Source organism: Actinotalea alkalitolerans (assembly GCF_023369855.1).
GTDB lineage: Bacteria > Actinomycetota > Actinomycetes > Actinomycetales > Cellulomonadaceae > Actinotalea.
The window spans coordinates 165126-188686 of the sequence record NZ_JAMBPP010000010.1 but is presented as its reverse complement, the minus strand read 5'-3'; the positions used below and the strand labels follow the sequence as shown (position 1 = coordinate 188686).

At 67.8% G+C, this 23561-nt stretch carries 18 protein-coding genes and 2 pseudogenes; 13 read left to right on the top strand and 7 right to left on the bottom strand.

The window, feature by feature from the left end; genetic code table 11:
* The first annotated feature begins 17 nt into the window (after window positions 1-17).
* Window positions 18-737 (top strand): ABC transporter permease, encoded by a 720-nt coding sequence (locus tag M1R94_RS14150; protein ID WP_249382355.1) that lies wholly within the window; start codon window positions 18-20, stop codon window positions 735-737.
* Window positions 738-1074: 337 nt separating this feature from the next.
* Here the strand turns inward: M1R94_RS14150 and M1R94_RS14145 are convergent, their stop codons facing one another.
* Window positions 1075-1461, bottom strand: coding sequence for a MerR family transcriptional regulator (locus M1R94_RS14145; RefSeq protein ID WP_249382354.1), 387 nt, complete (start codon window positions 1459-1461; stop codon window positions 1075-1077).
* 65 nt (window positions 1462-1526) lie between these two features.
* On the opposite strand from M1R94_RS14145, the gene M1R94_RS14140 reads away from it, so the two are divergent.
* The 3 genes and pseudogenes from M1R94_RS14140 to M1R94_RS14135 all read left to right on the top strand — a co-directional run bounded on the left by M1R94_RS14140 (window position 1527) and on the right by M1R94_RS14135 (window position 3056).
* A complete protein-coding gene (locus M1R94_RS14140) occupies window positions 1527-2216 on the top strand; it encodes an SDR family oxidoreductase (protein WP_249382353.1) in 690 nt (229 codons plus the stop codon).
* Between the two features lie 263 nt (window positions 2217-2479).
* Window positions 2480-2764 (top strand): annotated as a pseudogene (locus tag M1R94_RS20940) (transposase); the annotation flags it as partial.
* 79 nt (window positions 2765-2843) lie between these two features.
* Window positions 2844-3056: a hypothetical protein gene (locus M1R94_RS14135; RefSeq protein ID WP_249382352.1), complete on the top strand. Its 213-nt coding sequence runs from the start codon at window positions 2844-2846 to the stop codon at window positions 3054-3056.
* 414 nt (window positions 3057-3470) lie between these two features.
* On the opposite strand, the gene M1R94_RS14130 is transcribed toward M1R94_RS14135, so the two are convergent.
* Together M1R94_RS14130 and M1R94_RS14125 are read right to left on the bottom strand one after the other, a co-directional pair.
* Window positions 3471-4754 (bottom strand): chromate transporter, encoded by a 1284-nt coding sequence (locus tag M1R94_RS14130; RefSeq protein WP_249382367.1) that lies wholly within the window; start codon window positions 4752-4754, stop codon window positions 3471-3473.
* 455 nt (window positions 4755-5209) lie between these two features.
* On the bottom strand, window positions 5210-9481 hold the full coding sequence (locus tag M1R94_RS14125) for a glycoside hydrolase family 2 TIM barrel-domain containing protein (protein WP_249382351.1): 4272 nt from the start codon (window positions 9479-9481) through the stop codon (window positions 5210-5212).
* Between M1R94_RS14125 and M1R94_RS14120 the strand changes: the two genes are divergently transcribed.
* The gene (locus M1R94_RS14120) at window positions 9480-10502 is read left to right on the top strand and encodes a LacI family DNA-binding transcriptional regulator (RefSeq protein WP_249382350.1); all 1023 of its coding nucleotides are present in this window, start codon (window positions 9480-9482) and stop codon (window positions 10500-10502) included. The genes M1R94_RS14125 and M1R94_RS14120 overlap by 2 nt on opposite strands.
* 60 nt (window positions 10503-10562) lie before the next feature.
* Here M1R94_RS14120 and M1R94_RS14115 read toward each other — a convergent pair whose 3' ends face one another.
* Entirely contained in the window at window positions 10563-11876 is a 1314-nt protein-coding gene (locus tag M1R94_RS14115) for an ABC transporter substrate-binding protein (RefSeq protein ID WP_249382349.1), read from the bottom strand.
* A gap of 389 nt (window positions 11877-12265) precedes the next feature.
* Here M1R94_RS14115 and M1R94_RS14110 point away from each other — a divergent pair, with 389 nt between their 5' ends.
* Window positions 12266-13741, top strand: a complete 1476-nt coding sequence (locus M1R94_RS14110; protein ID WP_308199910.1) for a sulfatase-like hydrolase/transferase — start codon at window positions 12266-12268, stop codon at window positions 13739-13741.
* 68 nt (window positions 13742-13809) lie between these two features.
* On the opposite strand, the pseudogene M1R94_RS21000 reads toward M1R94_RS14110, so the two are convergent.
* Window positions 13810-14117 (bottom strand): annotated as a pseudogene (locus tag M1R94_RS21000) (transposase); the annotation flags it as partial.
* Window positions 14118-14279: 162 nt separating this feature from the next.
* Window positions 14280-14471 (bottom strand): hypothetical protein, encoded by a 192-nt coding sequence (locus M1R94_RS14095; protein ID WP_249382347.1) that lies wholly within the window; start codon window positions 14469-14471, stop codon window positions 14280-14282.
* A 460-nt stretch (window positions 14472-14931) separates the two neighbouring features.
* Between M1R94_RS14095 and M1R94_RS14090 the strand changes: the two genes are divergently transcribed.
* From M1R94_RS14090 to dgoD, 7 genes are read left to right on the top strand one after another with little or no spacing between them, the layout of a single operon-like run.
* Window positions 14932-15897, top strand: coding sequence for a carbohydrate ABC transporter permease (locus M1R94_RS14090; RefSeq protein WP_249382346.1), 966 nt, complete (start codon window positions 14932-14934; stop codon window positions 15895-15897).
* A complete protein-coding gene (locus tag M1R94_RS14085) occupies window positions 15890-16735 on the top strand; it encodes a carbohydrate ABC transporter permease (RefSeq protein WP_249382345.1) in 846 nt (281 codons plus the stop codon). The genes M1R94_RS14090 and M1R94_RS14085 overlap by 8 nt, the downstream gene beginning before the upstream one ends.
* 49 nt (window positions 16736-16784) lie before the next feature.
* Window positions 16785-18608 carry a glycoside hydrolase family 2 protein gene (locus M1R94_RS14080; RefSeq protein ID WP_249382344.1) on the top strand — a complete coding sequence of 608 codons (1824 nt, stop codon included), beginning with the start codon at window positions 16785-16787 and terminating at the stop codon, window positions 18606-18608.
* A gap of 8 nt (window positions 18609-18616) precedes the next feature.
* A complete protein-coding gene (locus M1R94_RS14075) occupies window positions 18617-19567 on the top strand; it encodes a formylglycine-generating enzyme family protein (protein ID WP_283253431.1) in 951 nt (316 codons plus the stop codon).
* A complete protein-coding gene (locus M1R94_RS14070; RefSeq protein WP_308199909.1) occupies window positions 19564-20580 on the top strand; it encodes a 2-dehydro-3-deoxygalactonokinase in 1017 nt (338 codons plus the stop codon). Before M1R94_RS14075 ends, M1R94_RS14070 begins: the two co-directional genes overlap by 4 nt.
* The gene (locus M1R94_RS14065; RefSeq protein WP_249382341.1) at window positions 20567-21205 is read left to right on the top strand and encodes a 2-dehydro-3-deoxy-6-phosphogalactonate aldolase; all 639 of its coding nucleotides are present in this window, start codon (window positions 20567-20569) and stop codon (window positions 21203-21205) included. The genes M1R94_RS14070 and M1R94_RS14065 overlap by 14 nt, the downstream gene beginning before the upstream one ends.
* Complete coding sequence (gene dgoD / locus M1R94_RS14060) at window positions 21202-22350, top strand: galactonate dehydratase (RefSeq protein WP_249382340.1); 1149 nt, start codon at window positions 21202-21204, stop codon at window positions 22348-22350. The genes M1R94_RS14065 and dgoD overlap by 4 nt, the downstream gene beginning before the upstream one ends.
* 17 nt (window positions 22351-22367) lie before the next feature.
* On the opposite strand, the gene M1R94_RS14055 is transcribed toward dgoD, so the two are convergent.
* Window positions 22368-23480, bottom strand: coding sequence for a LacI family DNA-binding transcriptional regulator (locus M1R94_RS14055; RefSeq protein WP_249382339.1), 1113 nt, complete (start codon window positions 23478-23480; stop codon window positions 22368-22370).
* Window positions 23481-23561 lie beyond the last annotated feature (81 nt).

Here is a 23561-nt window from a genome sequence, read left to right as displayed (position 1 = left end):
CAGAAACGGAACCCATCATGCTTTCCATCGCACGCAGCGAACTCAGCCAGATCCTCCGCAACCGGGCCCTCCTGGTCGCCAACCTCATACCGCCCGTGGCGGCCAGCGCGTTCTTCATCTACAACCGCGACGTGTTCGAGCGGCTCGGCAGCCTCGGCTACATCGCGGCCGTGATCGTCTTCACCGTCGGCGCGTTCAGCCTCTACACCACCGTGGTGACCACCCTCGCGGCTCGCAGGCAGACCCTCTTCCTCAAGCGGCTGCGCTCCACCGCGGTCAGCGACCAAGCCATCATGTCCGGCCTGGTGCTCCCCGTCAGCGCGATCTCCCTCCTCCAGGTCGGGCTCATTCTCGGGGCGTTCGCCACGGTCAGTGACCGGCCTGACAACCTCCCGCTCCTCATAGCGGCGATCGCCGCGGCGTTCGTGATGATGCTGGCCCTGGCCATGGCCACAGCCGGGGTGACGAACTCTCCCGAGCACGCCCAGATCACCACCCTGCCCCTCAGTCTGGGCACCATCGCCGTGGTCAACTGGGTCGCCATCACTGGCACCGAGAGCCTCGCCCCGCTCAAGCGGCTGCTGCCCGGAGGGTCAGCCACCGAGCTGATCGTCAACGCCTGGAACGGAGGGGTCCCCCTCGCTGACTCCCTGGTCCTGCTCGTTCCGACCCTCGCCTGGGTCGTCGTGGCGGTCGTCCTCGCGTCGAAGTTCTTCCGCTGGGAGCCGCGACGGTGACCGAGACCCGCCCGCCGCAGAGTGGCTGATGACCGGGTGCGCATCCCCCGCGTGGGCCGCACCCTGCCCCAGTAGAAGACCACACCTCCCTGGGCCGTCAAGCTAGGTCACGTCTCCCATACGCGTGTCCAGGTGAGGCAGGCGGCCAGGATGATGGCGGCGCGGTAGGTGATGGCGAGCGTGTGAGTGACCACAGCTGGCTCTGCAGGTCGCCGCCTGGACACGATCCTCACCTCGCTGTCGGTGGTGACGGACCTCCACTACGGACGCCGTCCACCAGTCCGCTCCGGGACGGCCGCGGTACTGCCCCGGCACGCACCCCCGGGCTGATCGCTCGTCAAGCGTCCGTGCAGGGTCCTCCATCCGCGCCCGCCTGCCCTGTGCGGTTCGCCTGCCCCAGGCGTATGACGTCGTCGAGCTTGTCGCGCGTCGCGCTCAGCTCGTCCAGCTGGGTCTGCACGCGCATGCGCTCGGTGAGCAGCCGCTCGTGCATCTCGTCGGTGAGGACGCCGTGCTCCATGCACGGCAGGATCCGCAGGACGGCCTTGCTGCCGAGCCCGGCGGCGTAGAGGTTCTGGATGAACCTGACCCGGTCGACCGCCTCGGGCGAGTAGTGGCGCTGCCCGCTCGCGCTGCGATCGGCAAGGAGCAAGCCCTGCTCCTCGTAGTAGCGCAGCGCCCGCACGCTGACGCCCGCCAACGCGGCGACCTCCCCGATACGCACCCGTTCTCCCGACCGCTGGACTGGACTTGCCTCTGACGTCAACGTGAGCATATAGCGTTCCGGGCATGACAACCGCATTCATCACAGGGGCCAACCGCGGCCTCGGCCGCCATTTCGCCGCCGAGCTTCTCGTCCGGGGGGCTACGGTCTACGCCGGCGCCCGCAATCCGGAGACGATCGATCTACCCGGCGTCCAGCCGGTCGCTCTGGACATCACCGACCCCGAGGCTGTTGCCGCAGCCGCCGCGATGGCCGGGGATGTCGACCTGCTGGTCAACAACGCCGGCATCTCGACCGGCGCGCAACTGCTCGGCGACCTGGCGGGTGTGCACGCCGAGATGGACGTCAACTTCTGGGGAACGCTGTCGATGGTCCGCGCCTTCGCTCCCGTCCTGGCGGCCAACGGAGGCGGGAAGGTCGTCAACCTCGCCTCCGCGCTGTCCTGGTTCGCCGCCCCGGGTGCTGGCGCGTACGCGGTGTCCAAGGCCGCGAACTGGAACATGAGCAACGCGCTGCGCCTTGAGCTTGCCGAGCAGGGCACACAGGTCACCTCCGTCCACCTCGGCCTGGCGGACACAGACATGGCCAGGGCGATCCAGGGGCCGAAGACCGACCCGGCCGTGGTCGCCCGCATGACGCTGGACGCCGTCGAGGCCGGCGACCTCGAGGTCGTCGTCGACGACTGGAGCGCGATGATCAAGGCCTCGCTGGCCGAGGACCCCCGCGTGTTCTACGACTCCTTCCTCACGGCCTGACCCGTAGAGCCGGGCTCCCGGCGGGTGCATCGCAGCCGGAGGGAGTGGGTCAGTCAGCTTGTCGGGAATCAACCGCTGCCCTCGGGGTCGCCCGAGTCGGCCCCCTGACGCTGCGGGTGCTCGAGGTCCCATGACCACCGTGACCGGCTCGTCCATCTCCAGACGGCCGTGATGCTCCGCCATGGCCGCCTCGGTCAGCTCCTGGGAGTGGGTGCAGTCTGATGGCGACGACACCTACTTGATGTGGAGAGACGTCCTGTCAAGTGGCATGGCGAGGCGCCCGTCCCGATCCCCGGGGCGGGCGCCTCTGCTTCGTCGGTGGGTGGGCTCGTCCCTCCCCTCGCGAGTTCCTTGACGACGTGGTCCGTGTGGCCCGTGTCCGGGAGCCCGGAGTCAGTGTCGAGCAGATCGCCAAGGACTTCGGGGTGCACCCGAGGACGTTGTTCAAGTGGATGCGTCAGGCCGACGTCGACGACGGTGCCCGACCCGGGGCCAGCAGAGCCGAGGGGGTCGAGCTGCGCGAAGCGCGTAGGCGGATCCGGCTACTCGAGCAGGAGAACGAGGTCCTGCGCCGCGCCGCGGCCTACCTGTCCCAGGCGAACCTGCCGGGAAAGGCTCTACCCGTTCGTGAGCGAGCTCGCCGCCGAGGGGATCCCCGTGGTGGTGACGTGCCGGGTCCCCAAGCTCGCCAGGCAGCCTTACTACCGGTGGCTGGCCGACCCCAGTACCCCCGGTGAGCTTGAGCGTGCTCATCGAGCGAACGCGCTGTTCGACGCTTACCGCGACGACCCGGAGTTCGGCAAGCGGTTGCTGTCGACGAAGCTCGCCACGCCGGCCTGAGCGGACCGCGTGGGCGTTCTGCGCTGAGAACCAGTGGTCGAGCGCCCGTCGAACGGGCGGCGGGGTGCTCTGGACGGCGCCGCGGGAAATCCATGCCGCTCCGGTCGAGCTCCAACGACCGTCACGTCGAAGGGACCTCGCTGGTCTGCGCGAGCGCCGTCACGGCGCCGAGACCCGTCCCCCTGAGGTACGACCAGGTGGTTCTGTGACGCGTCTGGGTCACCGCGCGGTCGAGGGGCACGTCGTAGGGGTTCTCCAGTTTCGGGGTGGCGGCGACAGCTCATACTCGTCTCGGCCGCCCGGCTCTCAGTCCATCACCTGGCCAGCAGGGCATAGATCTGCTTGGCGTCGTCGGCCGGCCACTGCAACGGGCGGGAATGCAGGATCCCGAAGCCGAGAGTGCACGAGGCGGGCTCACGTGCTCAGCAGTGCGGTCAAGGAAACGGCACCGCATGCGGCAAGAAGCAGCACGTCGGGCACGGTGCGCCGGTGGCGTAGGCGGGTCACCACCACGATCCCGATGAGGCTGAACCAGATCACCAACGGTGTCGGGGCATCGGCGGCCTCGGTGACGCGGGCGGCGGCGTTGAGCATCGCCGCCGAGGTGCTGATCAGCAACCCGCAGATCACCGGCAAGATGTACAAGCCGATATCGCGCACGACCGGGGAACGCTGCGCGCGCTGGTACGCGCCCATGATCAACACCGCCACCGCGGTGCACGACGTGATCGCCACCAGCGCCGCCGCGCCAGCCATCATCCAGCCCATCGCCGGCCCCTGGTCCGGTGCGACGGCCGCGTACCCCACACCGGAGGCCAACTTGACCAGGATCGGCCCGGGAAGGGCGTTGGCGATGGGCACCAACTGGCTGTAGAACACCGAGGAACTGACGTAGCCGCCGGCGACGAAGAATCCGTCGGCCACCCCGACGTAGGCCTCACCGCCACCGAACGAGGTCAGCGTCGACAGCAGCACCAGCCCCAGCAGCTCCAGCGCCGCCGTCCCCGTGAAGGCGACCGCTACCCCGACGGCGGCCACCCCGACGCCGATCAGCAGCAGCGCCGCATGCACCACCCGCCGGTGGGCGCTGCCCGCATCCGGCTCCGGGTACGAGCCGTACAACGGGGACTCGCGGCGCACCAGGGCACGAATCACGATCACCACCAGCGCGCCGCCGATGAGCTGGACGGCGGCCAACGTCGCCAGCTCGACGTCCCAGTCCTGACCCACCAGGTGGCCGGCCAGCTCCACCACCTCGCCCGCTCCAGTCCCCAGGAACGCCACGACGGCGACCGCCACGGCCACCCTGCGGTCGCTGCCCTCGGCGGTGATCACCGTGGTGATGTAGTGCACGAGCAGCGCCACGATGAACACGGTGATTCCGATCGAGGCGAACTCCACGTAACGGATCGCCGACGCCCCACCGGCCGCCACAGCCGAAACCAGACCCACCGTCAGCAACGTGCCCGGCAGAGCCACGACCACCGCCATCGCCAAGGACAACCACGCCCCCGAGATCCGCAACCCCGCCAAGCCACCCAGCTTCACCGGCAACGCGCCGGGAGTGATCGACGCCACCACCGTGTGACAGGTGAACGTTCCAGGCTCCAACGACCGCCGTCTGCCGACGAGCTCGTCGTTGACGAGCGGGATCAGGGCGCTGCCGCCACCGAAACCGATCAGGCCAACCTTCGCCATCGACAGCAGGTCGCCCCACTTACGTCCCTGCACCAGCCGGTCCTACCCTCCTCGTGTACGAGCCGCTGGCCGAGCGTCGCCGGCACGCTAGGCACTGCGCCAGGAACGGGCTGGATCAGGCGTATCCCTTCGGCTGATCCAGCCTGTTGCGCACCATGTCGCGAGCTCAAGCGTTGCTGGCGACTTCCGCCGTCGGCACGCCCCCGGGTGAAAGTCCTCTCGAAGCGGACCTCGGGACGCCCACGACCAGCAGCGTCAACGCGCTGGACCGTCCCGTGGTCGGTGCCCCGCTCGGCCCGAAACGTCCGGACCATCCGCGCCGCACGACCTCCCGAAAACTTGTGCATCCCCAGCGCGACTCACTCGCACCGTGGGCTTCGCGAGCACCGAGACGGGATGGCCTGTCTCGTTCGGACATCGGATCTCATGCGCACTCCACGTGTGCGGCGGCCTGCTCACTCGCCCGTGGCACGCGGTCCACCCTCACCTTGAGGGTGGCTGCGACCTTCGAAGCCGTTGAGCGCCTGGACCCCGGAGTTGCCGCGCAGGCCGGCGGCGTATCGCCACCCGTCCAACGCACCCGGCTGGGTCAGGTCTATACGCTCCTGGCTTGAGCTGGTCATGACCCGCGACCAGCCGAACCCATTGTCGATCCAGGTGCTGATCGCGTTGCCGTCTAGGACAAACGCCCACCGACCACCTGGCTCAAGCGGTGCCGGCGTGCAGCATGCTGACGTCTGCCGGCCATCGATGCGGAAGTCAATCCCGTGCTGCCCCCTCATGCCGGTCCAAGCGAGGATGTAGTTGTTCTCGTCCTTGACCAACCCGTTGAAGATCGCGTCCTGTCCGAGTCCGGTACCAGCCCACTTTCCGTGGTCGACGATTACCGCGGCACGTGGGCTCGCGGGCCCCGAGCTGTGCGCGACCACGCCGTAGAAGGCACCCGGTGCCTCAGCCTGAAGGCTCCCGTCGCCGAACGTGAGCTGTGGAAGGGCCTCCGTCGCCGACGGCTTGTACACCGTGTACTCGGCGCTGGTGTCCGTATCGAACGCGTCGTCCACGCCCACTTCCGGATAGGCCTCGGGGTCGAAGCCCACCGTCGAACTGCCGACGGACTGAATCGCATGGCGCCCCCAGCTCGCGGTCGCGGTGAACTCGGCCGTTTCGGCCGCGGTCACGGGTTCCTCCGCACGCACGTCGAACGCCACGTGGCGAGCCTCGCCGGGCTCAAGGGAGGGAATCACCGTCGCCTCATGGTGATCCGCGGTCCAGCCCTCCGGCGCTGCGAGGCCGACCCGGATCTTCCGCACCGTTTCCGCGGTGTCATTGACGACCGAGACGAGCACCGTTCCCGTTCCGTCCGCCAGCGAGACGGCAGCCGGGGCCTGGTACACCGAGAGCCGCGAGTCGGCCGCATGGAAGGCGGGGCGTTCCTCGACGACTGAGACCTCCCCGCCGACCAACCGTGGTGCCATCCCGTGACGCCCCGCGTGGTCGCCGAAGATCGACAGCCCCCCACCGTCCGACGCGAGCCTCAACGTGACCGTCTCGGCGTCCCCGATCAGGACGGGATCGATCGGGACCGCGATGCGATACCCGTAGCGGTTCCCGAAGTCACCGGGGACCATCCCACGTGAGCGACCTGCGAGGGCGAGTGGACCGTGAGGGTCGTCGGGCAGGTGGACCGTGTCCACCGGTTCGCCGTTGACCGACACCGTCAGCTCACTCGGGTAGCCACGCGCGGTTGTCGTGTTGTTGGCGTCGTACGTGCCGGCCGCCTGGGCGGATGCGACCTCGGCGACGAACGTCGCCTGTGTCTCCTGGCCGGTACGCACCCCTTCGGGAACCTCGATCTCGTACTCGAAGAAGCCGCGGCCGAGGCCGGTGACCCAGTCGGAACCCCCCGTAGTCTGCGCCCGCGCCCCACCCGTCCACTCCTGGGCGAACACGTCGCCGGGCGAGAACCCGGTCTCCGCCTCCGGCCCCGGTGTGTCGAACGTCAGGTAGTTCTCTGCCACCGTCGTCCCGTCGGCTTCCACCCACACCCACACGTACCCGGCTCGCAGCTCGTCCGGCGCGGTGACGGAGATGGTGCCCGCCTCGCTCGAGGTGTACCGCGTCGGGCTGATGGTGCGTGACCCGCCGTCGACGTCCGCAAGCCACCTGCCGTCGTCGTCGTATCCGCCGACCTTCCACCGCAGCGTGGCGGAGGAGAGGTCCTCATCACTGAAGTGGCTCACCTTGACCTGAGCCGTGATCTCGTCGCCGCGACTGACGCTGCGCGCCGCCTTGCCCCCGAGCAACGACACCGCGTCGTCGCCCTGGAACATCTCGATACCGCGCGGCTGTCCCGCGTGGTCAAGGAACTCCGGCTTGTTCGGCTGCCGGTCGAAGCGGAACGGGCTGTGGACCTCCTGCTCCGTCTCGGCCAGCTGCACGCCGACGTAGCCGTTGAGCTTCGAGTAGGCCCGGAAAAGGCCCATGGTGTGCGGAAACTGCCCGGACCTGATGGAGAACTCGGAGTTGAGCCAGGGCTGCCCGCTCTGAGCGCCGTCGTCGAAGTTCCAGGTGGACCCGGGCTTCACCTGCGGGGCGAACTCGTCGAGGAGGTTCTTCCAGTCGTTGTAGGTGTCCAGGTAGTAGTGGAAGTCGTTGATGTCGGTGTCGATGTGGCCGTGCTGACAACAGGGCGAGTTGTCTACGACCAGACGGGACGGGTCGGAGTCACGAGTGATGTCAACCATCCGGCGGACGTAGGGGAACACCTCCTCCGGCAACGGCTGCTTCCACGGATCCATGCTCAGACCCCAGGCCTCGTTGAAGACGTTCCAGATCACGATCGACGCGTGGTTGTGGTCACGCTCCAGCGTGGTGCGCAGAAGGCCCTCGAAGAGTTGCTCGGCCTCGTCACCCATGGAATGCCATCCCGCATTCGGGAAGTCGTACCAGACCATCAGCCCGAGCTTGTCCGCCAAGTGGTAATACGCCGGTTCGTTGACCTTCAGGTGTGTGCGCACCACGTTGAACCCGAGTTCCTTGGCGTTTTGGAGGTCGAGGAGCATCGAGCCCCGGCCGGGGTCGGTCTCGGTCCCTGTGCGCAGGTCCGGACCTGCGGTGACCCCGGTGTACGTATAGATCCCCCAAGGGTTGTAGCCCTGATCGAGTACCCCTCGTACGTAGATGGGCCGGTTGTTGAGGTAGATGTATTGGTACTCGTCGGTGCGACCCGGCGCCCAGTCGCGATCGATCGTCCGCATCCCGAAGGTCGTCCGCAGGCCGTCGACGTCGTCCAGGCGGATGTCTGCGGTGTAAAGGGCAGGATCGCTCGGCTCCCACAGGTGAGGATCCGCGATCGGCACCGTGGCCGTCCCGCTCCCGTCGTCCAGGACCACCTCCGCAGTGGCGACGACGGCGCCATCGGGGTCCTTGATCTCCACGGTGGCGACGTCGCCTCCGGTTGCAGCGATGTCGATCTCGGCGTGCGACGACGACGGGGTGCGCGCGTCTCCTTCGAACGTCAGTTCCGGCGTGACATGGGCCAGGGTTATCCGTGCGTCGCCGTAGGGCTCGAGCCAGACCGATTGCCAGATGCCGCCGATGTCCGAGAACCATCCGGTGTTCTCACCGTCGGGCTCGCCCGTCTGCTTGCCCATCGGGTACGGGGACTCCGGGGTCGTGGGTGGCGCAACCACCCGGATTGTCAGGGTGTGGGTCGATCCCGGAGTCAGGGACCCGAGGTCTGCGCCGATCTCGGTGAAGCCGTCCCCGGAATACGGCAGAACCGCCTCCCCGTCGAGCCAGACCGCCGCGCCCCAGTCCGCCGCCCCGATCCGGAACCTGACCTGCTGGTTCGGGAACTCCTCGGGCACCGTGAACGAGCGCTGGTACCACACGGTGCCGCGGTAGTCGGAGAACGCGCTGCGGAAGACCTCCTTGGTGGCCAGCTCCTCCTCGCCCCAGGCGGCGAGGGACTGGTAGCCGAACGGCACCCGGATCGCCTTGCCGAGCTCATGCTGCGGATCAAACCACCCCTCGCTCTCGCCCACATCGTCGGGGTCGAGGTCGAAGGACCACGTCCCGTTGAGAGACATCCAGGTGTCCTCGGTGAAGGGGCGCCGGTCGGCATCGGGCCTCGGGTACTCGCCCCGGGCCGGCTCCGTGTCGCGCTCCAGCTCGAGAGTGGCCGATCGCCCCGTCGTCGTCGTCGCGGCGAACGCGTACCCCTCCTTCGCCGCGACCACCAGTGCGCTGCTCGCCGGGACGTCCCGAAGGACGAAGGTCCCGTTCCGCTCGCTCCGCGCGAACACGTCCGTTCGGGACGCGTGGACGCTGGCACCCTCAACTGGTCTTCCACTCTCCGCGTCGACCACGCGTCCGCGTACGTCGGACGTCGTGCCGCTCGCGGCCGGCACGCGCGCGGGATCCCCCTGCGTGGGAGACCCGGCTCCGAGCGCAAGCGCACGTTCGGGAACGGTCATACCCAACGACACGAGGAGCGCCAGGACAGCGACGAGGGCAGCAGCGAACACCGGACGCTTCATTGCGTCATGAATTGACATGTGCGACACGGTAGCGACGGCACACCGCACCGCGCAAGACCCAGTTTTAACGTTACGCATCACTTGTCGCCGTCGATACCGCAGGTCCAGTACATCGACAGGCGGGCAATGTGTAACGTTGTACACAGCGTTCCCAGGAGAACTTACGGCCTGCGAGAATGGGAGCATGTCCGACTCATCGACCCGACGGCCCGCGGTCGGGGTCCGCGACGTGGCTGCCCTGGCTCGGGTGTCGCCGACGACCGTGTCGAACGCGCTCTCCGGGAATCGTCCGGTCAGCTCCAGCACTCGCGAGCGCGTCGTCTGGGCGGTCGAGCAGCTCGGGTACCGCCCCAACATCTCCGCCCAGAACCTGCGGGGTCGGCGCACCGGGCTGATCGGTGTCGCGGTACCTGAAATCGACGTGCCCTACTTCGCAGAGCTGATCCGGCACGTCGTCGACGCTTCCCGTCAGCGGGGATACACCGTCCTGATCGACCAGACGGAGGGGCGGCTTGAGGCGGAGCGGTTCGTACTGAACGGGATGAACCCGGGGATGGTGGACGGGATTCTCTTCAGCCCGCTCAGCGTCGACCGCACCGAGTGCGAGACCCGTCGCGACAGGACACCGCTGGTGCTGCTGGGCGAACGGGTCTCCGGACACGGGGTCGACCACGTCGCCATCGACAACGTCGCTGCCGCCGCGGATGCGACGAACCACCTGATCCGACGAGGATGCCACCGGATCGCAGCCATCGGGTACCAGGAGAGTCATGGGGGTGGGACAGCGCCGCAGCGCACCCAGGGCTACCGCACAGCCCTCAGGGCCGCGGACCTCACCTTCGACCCGGTGCTCGTCAGGCACACGGACAGATATCATCGGCGCGACGGCGAGCAGGCGATGATGGAACTGCTCGATAGCAGTGGCGACCCCGACGCCGTGTTCTGCTACTCGGACCTACTCGCCCTCGGAGCGATTCACGCGTTGCACGACCGGGGCCTACGTGTGCCGGAGGACGTTGCGGTCATTGGCATCGACGATATCGACGAGGGCCGGTACAGCACACCGACACTCACCACGGTCGCTCCGGACAAGGTTGCGATCGCTAACGCAGCCGTGGAGCTTCTCTTCGACCAGATCGCCGGCACGGCTCAGGCCCCTCGCCAGGTCGTGGCTCCCCATACCGTCGAGGTCAGACGCAGCGCTTGACGCGCCCACCGGTCCCACCACCGAAGTCATCGGCAGCGGGACCGGTGGGGCGGACAGGGATCAGTACCCTCCGAGCACCCGCTCGGACTCCTGGAAGAACTGCGTCGCCGACCCGGTGACATCAGTCATGCCGAATGCGACGTCCTCACCCATCTTCTCAAACAACGCCATCAACTCGCCGTATCCGCGCGGCCACGGGCCCGGCGGCGGCCCGACGCGGTCCTCGCCGAGGCCCTCTACGTAGGAGACCGCCTCACCCTCGGAAGTCGACTCGTCGGTATCGAGGGTGTCACGCGCCGCCTGCGAGGGCGGGACCCCGAGCGTGAGCCCGATGCTCTCTACCGCGGCGGGGTCGTTGAGCAGAAAGTTCACCAGCTCCGCCGCCTCCTGCGGGTGCTCCGAAGTAGATGCGATCGACCAGAAGTCGAGCGCCTTGAGGAACTGACCTGGGTCGCCGCCGTCGAGCCTCGGCATGGGCTGCAACTCCAGCGTGTCCTCGTTGAGCTCCTGGAAGAACACGATCTGCTGGACCCAAGCGTACGTGGTCGCGGCGATGCCCTGCGTCAGTGCGGATGATTCGAAGCCACCACCTTCCGCGGTGACCTCGGCCGGTGGGGCCCCCGACTCCTCACGCATTGACTGCCAGTAGGTCCACCACTCCTCGAGTACCGCCTGATCGAAGCCCAGCGCGGTGCCGTCGTCGGTGAACAGCTCGGCGCCGTTCTGGCGCACAAATACCTCGAACGCCTGGAGTTCGTTCCCCATGTCGGAGGTGCCGTAGAAGCCCGGGTTCGCCTGGCCCAGCTGCTTCGACCAGTCGCCGAACTCGTCCCATGTCCATTCGGACGAAGGGGTCTCTGCACCCAGCGACTCGATCAGCTCGGGGTTGACAACCAGGGCGTGCGAGATCGCACTCTGCGGCACACCGAAGTACTCACCGTTCAGCACGCCGCTCTCCCGCACATCGGGGTCGAGCGCGTCCATCTGGATGGTCTCGCCCACCAGATCGTCCAGGGCGAGCAGCGATCCGCGGCCCGCGTAGTCCGCGAAGAAGCTCATCGACATCCGTGTCACGTCTGGTGCCGACCGCCCTGCGGTCTCGGTGGCCAGCCGGTCGAAGTAGTCCGCGAATGCTGCCCGACTCACCTCGACGGTCACACCGGGGTTCTCCGCCTCGTACTGATCCAGCGCCTCCTCCATAGCGGCGTGGACGGGCTCACCGCCGTACCACCCGACCCTCAGCGTCACCGGGTCGCCGTCGCCCCCAGATCCCGATCCTGCCGAACCGCTGGAACTGCACGCCGCCAGCACCAAACTCACCGCAGCGGCCGTGGCCCCAAAGGCCACGCCGCGCCTCGAACGCGAACTCAACATCAAATCACTCCTGGTGTCTCACCATCGAAACGACTACTGGCTCCGGCTTGTCGGCGGGTGCACGACCGGGCATCGGTCCACGACCCTGTATCTCTGGCCCCGCTGCCCCTCGGGCACACCCACCGACGGGCTACGCGCTCACGTGGAGTTCGCGCGAGTGTCGACCTCCTCTCTCCGGTGGCGTTCTGACCACCTTGACAACGTTGCCAAGCAACGTAAGGCTGAGGCCCGTAGATGTCAACAGGCTGCTCAACCGTGTAGAGGAGTACTCGACCGAGTAGGGACACAGGAGAAGATGCCCGTCGGGCACCCAGTGGACCGCTCAGGCGAGCGGGGAGCACCGGACAACCTGGCCGACGCCCGTCGGCCGATCCCCCGAGGAAAGGCATGTGATCGACGTGGCTGACAGATCGCTCCCACACATCCTGCTGGTCATGACCGATCAGCAGCGGGCCGGGTTCACGACGGGCTCAGGCTTTGACCTTGACACGATGCCGTTCACGGACGGCCTCGCCGACGAGGGCCTGAGGTTCTCCGGTGCCTACACGAGCGCACCCGCCTGTGTACCCGCCCGCACGAGCCTGCTGACGGGTCGCTTCCCGTCCAGCCACAAGGTGACGCAGAACAGCAATGCCGCCCATGCGTTCTACGCGCAGGACATGCTCGACGTCCTCCGATTGGCGGGGTACCGCCTGAGCTTCTCCGGCAAGCCCCACATGCACCGACTGCCTGAGGACTTCGACTTCTACGGCGGGCCGTACTTCCACACCGAGGGCCCGGCACGGACGCGACTCGAACGTGAGTTCGACGCGTGGCTCGAGTCGCTCGACCACGGCGTAGCGACCGAGCCAACACCCTTCCCGCTCGAGTGCCAGCTGCCGTACCGCATCGTCGACCAGGCGATCGAGGCACTCGACGCAGGCGGCGAACAGCCCCAGTTTCTCTGGGTCTCGGTGCCCGAGCCCCACAACCCGTACCAGGTGCCAGAACCGTACTTCAGCATGTTCGCCGAGGACGAGGTGCCCCCGCGCACGCACGGCCCCGAGGCGGCACGGGCCAAGGGCGGCCACTGGCTGTGGCTGCAGGAGCTGATCCAGTCCAAGCGACCAGACTACGACGCTGGCTGGCGTCGCTACCGCGCGAACTACTGCGGGGCGCTGCGGATGATCGACGACCAGGTCCGACGTCTCGTCGAGCACGCCCGGGCCGAGCTCGACGGCCCAGTGCTCGTCGTGATGCTTAGCGACCACGGCGACTACGCCGGCGAGTACGGCCTTCAGCGAAAGGGGGTCGGCCTGCCCGAGGCGTTGGTCCGCATCCCTATGTTCTTTCACGGCGACGGCGTCGATCCCCACCAGGTGCGCAGCGAGCTCGTGTCACTCGTCGACATCCTGCCCACCATCTGCGAGGTCGTCGGGATCCCCATCCCCGACGGTGTCCAAGGACGGAGCCTTCAACCGCTCCTGCAGGCCGGGCCTGCCCCTGCGGAGGTCTTCTCATCCATCTACGCTGAGCGCGGGTACGGGGGCGAGACCTACGGGCCCGAGGAGCGACCGCCGCTGCACTTCCCCTACGAGGGGCCAAGCTTCGACGAGCTCAACACCGTCACCCAGAGCGGCGCCTCGCGCATGGTGCGCCGCGGTGACCACAAGCTCGTCGTCCACAGCAACGGCGAAGGCGAGCTCTACAACTTGCGGTCCGATCCGACCGAGGTGGTCGACCTGTTCAACGACGAGGCTCACCGCCAGGTGCGCGACGAGCTCACCTGGCTGCTCCTGCACTGGATGCTAAGGCTTCAGGACACACTCCCACGCGGGGTCTACGAGCCGAAGACCCCAGAGCACAACTGGTACACGATGCCTTGAGCCGGCAATCGCTCCACGCTCGCTTCTTTCTCAGGCGGTTGTCCGAAGGGCCTGATGGCTCTTCGGATCTATGCGCGGTTGGGGCGCCGGGGTCGGTTGCCGGAGGCGGCCAGGAGGAGGCGTAGTCGGTAGTGGTCGAAGGTCCGGAAGCCGTGGGCGAGGCGTCGGGGCTTTCGATGATCAGGTTGATGGCCTCGGTGCCGCCGTTGGAGGCGCCGTCGGTCTCGAAGTAGGCCAGGACCTGGGTTCGCCAGGCGCGCAGGGCCCGCCCCAGGCGGGCGACCTCGGGGATCGGGCAGGTGTGCAGGGTCGCGATGACGTCTTCGGCGATCTTCTTGCCGGCCGCCGCGGTGGGCTGGTGGTAGATCGCACGCAACCGGGCCAACACGGCGACGGTCGTGTCGTCTTGGGCCAGCGCGTCGGTCGCCCACCTGATGGCCCGGGTCGTGAGCTTGGCTAGCGGCCCGATCAACGGATGGGTCTCGGAGAAGGTGTCGACCGGGCAGCCGAGGTCGGGGCAACGCCAGACCCGCTTGCGCTACTCGATCAGCACCGCTGTCCCGAACGTCGGCGCGTCATGGGCTCGGTGGACCCGGTGCCCGTGGCCGACCGCGACCACCCCGCAGGCCCCGCACCCAGTCACCAGCTCGTCGGTCTCCACCGTGACGACCAGCCGCCCGTCGGCCTCGTGGTGCACATCGATCACGTGCATGCCGGGGGCATCGAACATCTCATCAGCGCGGGGGCACCAGGGCGCACCGACGCCGCATCTACTCCCAGACACGTCGAGGGCTCAGGGGATCTGTCAGCTTGGTCGCTGCCGATCTTGGAGGCCCCGACACCTACCCCCGCAGACCGCCACGCACCCCGGCTGCAGCGACCCCAACCACGCTCAGATCCGAAGAGCCCGTTTGGTGCGCACGAGGGTCTGACCCCGACTCTCGTGCGCATCAAGGACGCTCCAGATCGGCGGACCCAGGTGGAACTGGCACGGACGCCCACGCCCACGAGAGGGCCGTTGGGCCGCCCCGACGTGCGCTGGGCGCACGCAGTGACCCTGTTGACACGACACGACCATGGCCATACCTTCATGTCAACGTTGTCATGCAATTGAGCAACAACCCCGTTCACCTCAAAGAGGAGGTCGTCACTCGTGCAGATCCCCGCATGCTCGTGCGCCGGAGGTGGCGATGACGGCGCGCAGTGAGCTCACCCGCGAGCGTCGCGCCTCACGCTTCGGCCGCTCGGCGAGCAACCGGACCAAGAAGTCGGTGAGCAGTCGCATCAAGGGTGACGAACGTGCCTCGTGGGGCTTCCTCTCGCCCTGGCTGGCAGGCCTGTTGCTCATCACGATAGTGCCGATGGGCGCGTCGCTGTGGCTCTCCTTCAGCGACTACAACCTGCTCCAGCCCCCGAGCTGGGTGGGGCTCGAGAACTATCAGCGTCTCCTCGAGGACCCACGGCTCCACAACGCGCTCGAGGTGACGTTCCGCTACGTGGCCATCTCCGTGCCCCTCCAGCTCGCGCTCTCCCTCGGTCTGGCCGTCCTGCTCAACCAGGGCATGCGGGGCATCCCGCTCTACCGCTCGGCGTTCTACCTCCCCTCGCTGCTCGGAGGCTCTGTCGCGGTCGCGGTGCTCTGGCGCCAGATGTTCGGCCACGAGGGACTCGTGAACCAGACGCTCGCCCTGTTTGGGATCGAGCACGGTTCGTGGATCGCCGATCCCTCGACCGCCCTCGGCACGCTAGTGACGCTCAACGTCTGGACCTTCGGCGCACCGATGATCATCTTCCTCGCGGCGCTCCGGCAGATCCCGGCGATGTACTACGAGGCGGCCGCTGTCGACGGCGCCTCCAGGTTCCGTCAGTTCGGATCCATCACCCTTCCACTGCTGACGCCCATCATCTTCTTCAACCTCGTGCTGCAGGTCATCGGGGCGTTCCAGGCGTTCACGCAGGCCTTCGTCATCTCGGGGGGGTCGGGCGGGCCCTCGGACTCGACGATGTTCTACACCCTGTACCTGTACCAGCAGGGATTCCGGAACTTCGACATGGGATACGCCGCGGCGATGGCCTGGTTGCTCCTCGCACTCGTCGGAGTCTTCACTGCAATCAACTTCCTCCTCTCCAGGTACTGGGTGTTCTACAATGACTAAGAGCAGCGCTCGCACGGCCACCACGCGCATCGGTAAGCACATTGTCCTCATCGCCGTCGGCATCCTGATGCTCTATCCCCTGCTGTGGATGGTTGCGAGCTCCCTGCGCCCGGACGAGGAGATCTTCCACCAGGCCGGCCTTTTCGTCGGCGAGCCCCGGTTGAGCAACTACCAGGACGGCTGGTCTGCTCTTGGGCAACCATTCTCCCACTACATCTGGAACTCGCTCATCGTGGCACTGGGATGCATCGTCGGAAATCTCGTCTCGTGCTCGATGGCCGCCTACGCATTCGCGCGGCTCGAGTTTCGCAACAAGGCTGCCTTCTTCGCGATCATGCTGATGACGATCATGCTTCCGATCCATGTCGTCATCGTGCCGCAGTACATCTTGTTCAGCCAGTTCGGGTGGACGAACACGTTCATCCCGTTGATCCTGCCCAAGATTCTTGCGACCGACGCGTTCTTTATCTTCCTCATGGTGCAGTTCATTCGAGGACTACCGCGTGAGCTCGACGAGGCGGCGAGGATCGACGGAGCCGGCCACGTCCGGACCTTCCTGCGCATTATCCTGCCGCTGATGACGCCCGCCCTGGCCACGACGGCGATCTTTACGTTCATCTGGACGTGGAACGACTTCTTCAGCCAGCTGATCTATCTCACGGACCCGGACGTGTACACCGTGCCGGTCGCGCTGCGCTCGTTTGTCGACTCAGCGTCGAGCTCGTCGTGGGGCCAGCTGTTCGCGATGTCCGTCGTCTCCCTTCTCCCCGTATTCGTGGTCTTCCTCATCGGCCAGCGGTACCTGGTCCGTGGCATCGCCACGACCGGCATCAAGTAGCTCGCTCTCGTCTGCAGGCCCCGGCCTCGCACCCACCTCGGAAGGTCACATGATCACCGCTAGCACCCAGGACGGCTCCTACCCCCGTCCGCAGCTCGTCCGCACGGCCCATCAGGCACTTGACCGCGAGTGCGGCTTCGCCTACGACGACAGCGACGTAGGACTACAGCAGCGCTGGCATGAGCGCGCTGACGTCTTCGACCGCAGAATCCGGCTACCGTTCTCGCCCGAGTCGGCGGCCTCGGGTATCGGAGAGACGGGATACCACCCCGTGGTCTGGTATCGCATCGAGATCGGTGCCGATGACCTCGCGGCAGCCGGCCTCGGCGCCCAGGGTGATGACGTGCTGGTGCACTTCGGCGCCGTGGATCACGTGGCGGACGTTTGGTTCGACGGGATGCACGTCGGTCGGCACGAGGGGGGCCAGACCTCGTTCACGCTCCCCGTCACCCATGCCCTCGATCCGCACTCCGACAACCACACCATCGTGGTCCGTGCGCAGGACGACCCGCTCGACCTCACCGTGCCCCGCGGAAAGCAGGACTGGCTGCCCGAGCCGCACGCGATCTGGTACCACCGGATCACGGGGATCTGGCGCACCGTCTGGTTGGAGGCGGTGCCTGCGGTGCACATCACGGACCTGGCCTGGCGACCGGACATCATCGCGGGGACAGTCGGGGTCGACGTCGCACTCAGCGCCCGTCCGGCACGGCCCACCGAGGTCCGGATCGACATGACACACGACGGCCAGGCGGTGGCCACGCATCGTGTAACTATCGACTCGAACCGGGTCAGTGCTGTCGTCACGATCCCTGCCCTCGCGAACGGGCAGGGCTACGGGCAGCTCCTATGGTCCCCCGACCGGCCCACCCTCCTGGACGCCCAGGTCGTGCTCGTCGAGTCGGGCACCGTCGTCGATACGACTGCGTCCTACCTCGGCCTTCGATCCGTCCAGCTGGACCACGGTCGATTCCTGCTCAATGATCGACCCGTCGTGCTTCGGTCCGTCCTCGAGCAGGGCTACTGGCCGACGTCGCACTACACCGCGCCCGACCACGCCGCTCTCAGGGAGGAGGCGGAACTGATCCTGTCCCTCGGCTTCAACGCGACCCGCATCCATCAGAAGGTCGAGGATCCTCGTTTCCTGTACTGGTGCGACCGCCTCGGACTGATGGTGTGGGGCGAGACCGCAGGCGCGTACGAGTTCAGCCCGCTCGCCGTGCAGCGGCTCACCCGCGAATGGGTAGACATCGTGCTGCGCGACCGATCACACCCGTGCATCGTGACGTGGGTGCCGGTGAATGAGTCATGGGGTGTCCAGCAGATCGCGCACGACCCCGCACAGCAGGCCTTTGCGACGGCGCTTGCACGCCTGACACGCGCCATCGACCCGTCCCGGCCCGTACTCTCCAACGACGGCTGGGAGCACACTGACTCCGACATGTGGACCTTCCACGACTACGAGGCCTCCGGCGACGTGCTCCGCCTGCGGTACAGCGACGAGCGTCGGTTGGAAGAAATGCTCGCGGGGGTGGGTCCCGCCGGCCGCCGCATGGTCGTGGGCTCGGTCGACGGCTCTGCCGGGGATCGGCCTCCGATCATGGTGACCGAGTTCGGTGGGATCTCGTTCGCCACGGGCCCGACCGTCGAGGACGCCTGGGGCTACTCGGGCGCCGAGGACGCCGACGACTTCACGGCCCGTTTCGAGGCGGTGGTCAGCGCGGTGCGGGACTCCCCGCTCCTCTCCGGGTTCTGCTACACCCAGCTGACCGACACCCGACAGGAGATCAACGGGATCTGCGACGAGAACCGCAAGCCGAAGATTCCCGCCGAGGACGTGGCCGCCATCGTCCGCGGTACCCGCAAGGTGTGAGAGCCGTGATGAGTGGTTGCTGTCAACCGAACCGTCCGGCCGTCGACGGCCGGACCACAGCTACGGACGCGAGGGAACCGGCCACCGCGCACTGTTCGGGCGACGCTTCGCCCGAGTCCGTCACGTTGACCGGCGGGACCTTCCTGATGGGCAACGACTCGGACGAGGCCATCCTGGGCGACGGCGAAGGCCCGGTGCGTCCGGTCGACGTCGCGCCCTTCGCCATGAGCGTCTGTGCAGTAACCGCTGCGCAGTTCGCACGTTTCGTGGCGGAGACCGGCTACCGCACGGTCGCTGAGGAGCTCGGTGCGTCGTTCGTCTTCGCCTCTCTCCTCCCGCGCAACCTTCGGGACCTGTCCACCCGCCCGCCGCACACCCCATGGTGGTGCGCGGTCCCCGGTGCGACCTGGCGTCTACCCGAGGGGCCCGGGTCGGACGTCGATGACCGACAGGACCACCCGGTGGTCCACGTCGCCTGGCGGGACGCCCGGGCATTCGCGCGGTGGGCGGGCGGGCGGCTCCCCACCGAGGCTGAGTGGGAGTACGCCGCCCGCGGCGGTCTCGAGCAGGCAACCTACCCGTGGGGCGACGACCTGCAGCCCGGTGGGGAGCACCGGTGCAACATCTGGCAGGGCCGGTTCCCGACGGAGAACACCGCCGACGACGGCTACATCGCTTCGGCCCCGGTCCGCACCTACCCCCCGAACGGCTACGGGCTGTTCGAGGTCGCAGGCAATGTGTGGGAGATGGTGGACGACGTCTGGAGAACGCCTGGGGCGACCGCGACGGGACGGGGGACGAGCAGGCGAGTCCTCCGCGGAGGGTCATATCTTTGCCATGAGTCCTACTGCAACCGCTACCGGGTCGCCGCACGGACGTCGAGCGAGGAGACCGGCACGAGCGGCAACCAAGGATTCCGGGTCGCGTTCGACGCCGGGACCGGGGACGCGCCCCAGTGACGCCCGGTCCAGCCGCCGAGCGTGATCGCCGACCGGCGCTCGTAGGCCTCGACTGGGGTACGACGGCGCTCCGCGCGTACTTGCTGGCCGCCGACGGGACGCTCCTGGCCCGCCACCGGACCGACGACGGTGTTCGCACTCTCGCCGAACGATCCGGGCGTGGACGCGAACGGGCCTTCGACGAGGCTCTCCGGGGCGCTCTCGACCCTTGGAGTCAACCCGACCTTCCCGTGGTCGCGTGCGGGATGGTCGGGAGTACCGCGGGCTGGGTGGACACGCCCTACACGCGATGCCCAGCCGACCTGGTGGCCACGGCCCGCGAGCTCACTCCCGTGCGCTGGTCGCGCGGGATCGTCCACGTGGTCCCCGGGCTGAAGGTCGACGACGAGACCCCGGACGTGCTCCGCGGCGAGGAGACGCAGGTGCTCGGAGTCCTGCTTGATGCTCCCCGAGATGCCCGTACACACCGGCTCGTGGTCCTCCCCGGAACCCACACCAAGTGGGTCGAGGTGGTCGGAACGTCCGTCCTCCGGTTCGTCACAGCCATGACTGGGGAGCTCCACGAGCTGTTGCTGCGCGACAGTGTCCTCGCGGTGGGCCGCGCTGGCCGACAGACGCACGCGTCCCGCGCCCCGCACGCGTTCACGGACGGCCTCGCCCTCGCCATGCGTCGCCCCGGGGCACTGTCCACCGTGTTCGCCGCACGGGCCGCCGTGGTGACCGGTCGCATAGACCCCGAGGAGGTGAGCGAGTATCTGTCAGGCCTCCTCATCGGCCAGGAAGTCGGAGAGCTTCGGGGCACGCTTGCCCTCAACGTCCCGGTCACGCTCGTCGGCGCCCCGGAACTGTGCCGCAGGTACGCCGCGGCGCTCAAGCAGCGGGGCGTCGACGTCAGCGTGCACCAGCACGACCCGGTTCCACGTGCCTTGCTCCATATCGCACGCGAGTCACAGCTCATCCCGCAGCCAGAACCCGTCCCCGTACCCGGAGGAGACCACGATGACGACGAATGACCGATGGAACCTGGTCGCGGTCCTCCGAGGGTTGCAACCCCAGGAGGCGGCCGACGTAGGGCGGTGCCTCTACGAGGCAGGGTGGCGGACGTTAGAGGTGCCGCTCAACCGCCCGGGCGCCCTCACCGCGATCAGCACCCTGCGGCGCGCACTACCCCTGTCGGAAGTGGCGATCGGGGCGGGCACGGTGCTCACGCCCGAGGACGTCCTCACCGCGCGCGACGCCGGTGCAGAGTTCGTCGTCTCACCCAATGTCGAGCCGACGGTGATCCAGCAGGCCTCTGCGAGCGGGCTGGCGTCGTGCCCCGGCGTCGCGACCCCATCCGAAGCGCTGGCGGCGATCGGAGCGGGCGCCGACGTGTTGAAGGTCTTCCCGGCCGGACAGGTCGGACAGTCCGGGCTCCGCGCGTGGGTTGACGTTCTGCCGCCCGGGACAAGGCTGCTTCCGGTCGGCGGGGTGACGCCCGGTTCGCTGGCGACTTGGCTCCGGGCCGGCGCCACCGGTTTTGGTGTCGGTAGGGCGCTGTTCCGTCCCGGGATCACCGGGGCTGACCTCCGCAGCCGTGCCCGTGAGTTCCACGATGCGTGGACGGCGGCACACGCCGAGCTCGGGAGCGCCTCGTGAAGATCACGGCAGTCCGCACCTACCTCGTTCCCCCGCGCTGGCTGTTCCTCAAGATCGAGACCGATGAAGGCATCGTCGGATGGGGCGAACCGGTTGTCGAGGGCCGCGCCGCTACGGTCGCGGCGGCGGTTGAGGAGATGTCGGACCACCTGATCGGCAGTGACCCGACCCGGATCGAGGACCTGTGGACGGTCCTGTACCGCGGAGGCTTCTACCGTGGCGGCCCGATCCTCATGAGCGCCATCGCCGGTATCGACCAGGCTCTGTGGGACATCACCGGCAAGTACCACGGGGTACCGGTGCACCGCCTCCTCGGCGGTCCGGTGCGGGACAGGATGCGGGTGTACACCTGGATCGGCGGGGACCGTCCGGCTGAGACCGCGGACGCAGCCCGCGCTGCAGTCGCGGCCGGCTTCAGTGCCGTGAAGATGAATGGGACGGCCGAGCTCCAGATCGTCGACACATGGGACAAGATCGACCGGGCAGTCGCGAGCGTCGCGGCGGTCCGCGACGCCGTCGGGCCGCACATCGGTGTGGGTGTCGACTTCCACGGTCGGGTACAGCGCCCGATGGCGAAGGTGTTGCTGAGAGAGCTCGCTCCCTTCCGGTTGATGTTCATCGAGGAGCCCGTCCTCAGTGAGAACATCGACGGGATCCTCGATGTACTGCGCGAGAGTCCCACGCCGATAGCGTTGGGCGAGCGCCTCTACTCGCGGTGGGATGTCAAGCGCCTGCTCGCTTCGGGCGCCGTCGACATCCTGCAACCGGACCCGTCGCACTGCGGCGGCATCACCGAGGCGCGGAAGATCGCGACGATGGCGGAAGCCTACGACGTGGCCATCGCGCTGCACTGCCCTCTCGGACCGATCGCCCTCGCCGCGTGCCTCCAGGTCGACGCTCTCAGCCACAACGCGTTCATCCAGGAGCAGAGCCTGGGCATCCACTACAACGTCGGGAATGACATCCTCGACTACCTGGTCGACCCCGGCGTCTTCAGGTACGACGACGGCCATGTCGCGATCCCGTCGGGGCCCGGGCTCGGCATCGAAGTCGACGAGGACGCCGTAGTCGCTCGAGCCATGCTCGGGCATAGGTGGCGCAATCCGCTGTGGCGGCACTCCGACGGGTCGGTCGCCGAGTGGTGACTCCTGACCCGGCGAGGTTAAGGCTGAGCGGCGTCGGTGCTGCCGCGGATCGCCAGCGTGAACGGCACGCGGACATGCTGAGGCGGCACCTGCGGATTCTCCACACGCCGGACGAGCAGCCTCACTGCCTCGGTTGCCAGCCGCTCGATGTCCGGCGACACGGTGGTCAGTCGCGGAGCCGTGAACCGCGTCTCCTCGATGTCGTCGAACCCCGAAACTGCCACATCTCCGGGGACGGAAACGCCATGCTCCCGCAGCGTCCGGAGCGCGCCGACGGCCAGAAGGTCGCTGAAGCAAATGACTGCGTCGATCTCAGGTGCCCGACTGAGGAGATGCCCCATCGCCTCAGCCCCCTCGGCCCGCCCGTAGTAGGTGACCGGGACGGCTAGGTCGGGATCCGCCGTGAGCCCGCGCCTGTCGTGTGCACGGATGACGCCGGCCCACCGTTGCCCACCCGTGCCTTCGCCCGGCTCACGTCCAATAACCGCGATCCGCCGCCGCCCGGATGCGAGGACATGCTCCGTGACGGCATCCGCCGCTCCCACGTTGTCGATGGCGACATGGTCGCCCTCCTCGGGCTCGAAGTGCTCACCGACCGTCACGATGGGCATCGCCATCATCCTCGAGCGCAGCACATCGCGTGTGGTCACCAGGGGCGAGAAGATCACCCCGTCGACCAGCCGCGACGCCAGCGCGTCCAGAACCTCCGCCTCCTGCTCGGGATCCGCAGACGTCTCCTCGATAATCAGCGTTCGCCCGTAGGCCTTTGCCGCGTGGCTCACCCACGACGCGAGAGCCGCGAAGTACGGCTGGTTGAGGTGGGGCACGAGAAGTGCCAGGAAGCCCGAGCGCCGCCGCCGCAGGTTCCGCGCCACCTGGTTCGGGCGGTACTGAAGCGCGTCGACGGCGACAAGCACCTTCGCGGTGGTCTCGGGGCGCACGTTCGGCTCACCGTTGACGACGCGCGAGACCGTCTTGAACGACACCCCGGCATGGGCTGCGACGTCAAGCAGGGTGACAGCCTTGCCGAACCCTTTCGGTGGCGCCGACACCTGCGTCGGGCGCGATCGCTCCGGTTCCCGGTCGGGCACCGCATCGTTGACTCGCTCGTCGTCGCCGGCAGCATCCATATCTGGCACCACCCCCATCGGCGCGACCGATCGCACGAAGACGTCAACGTTGTCTACGCTGACGCTACCAAACCTCACGCG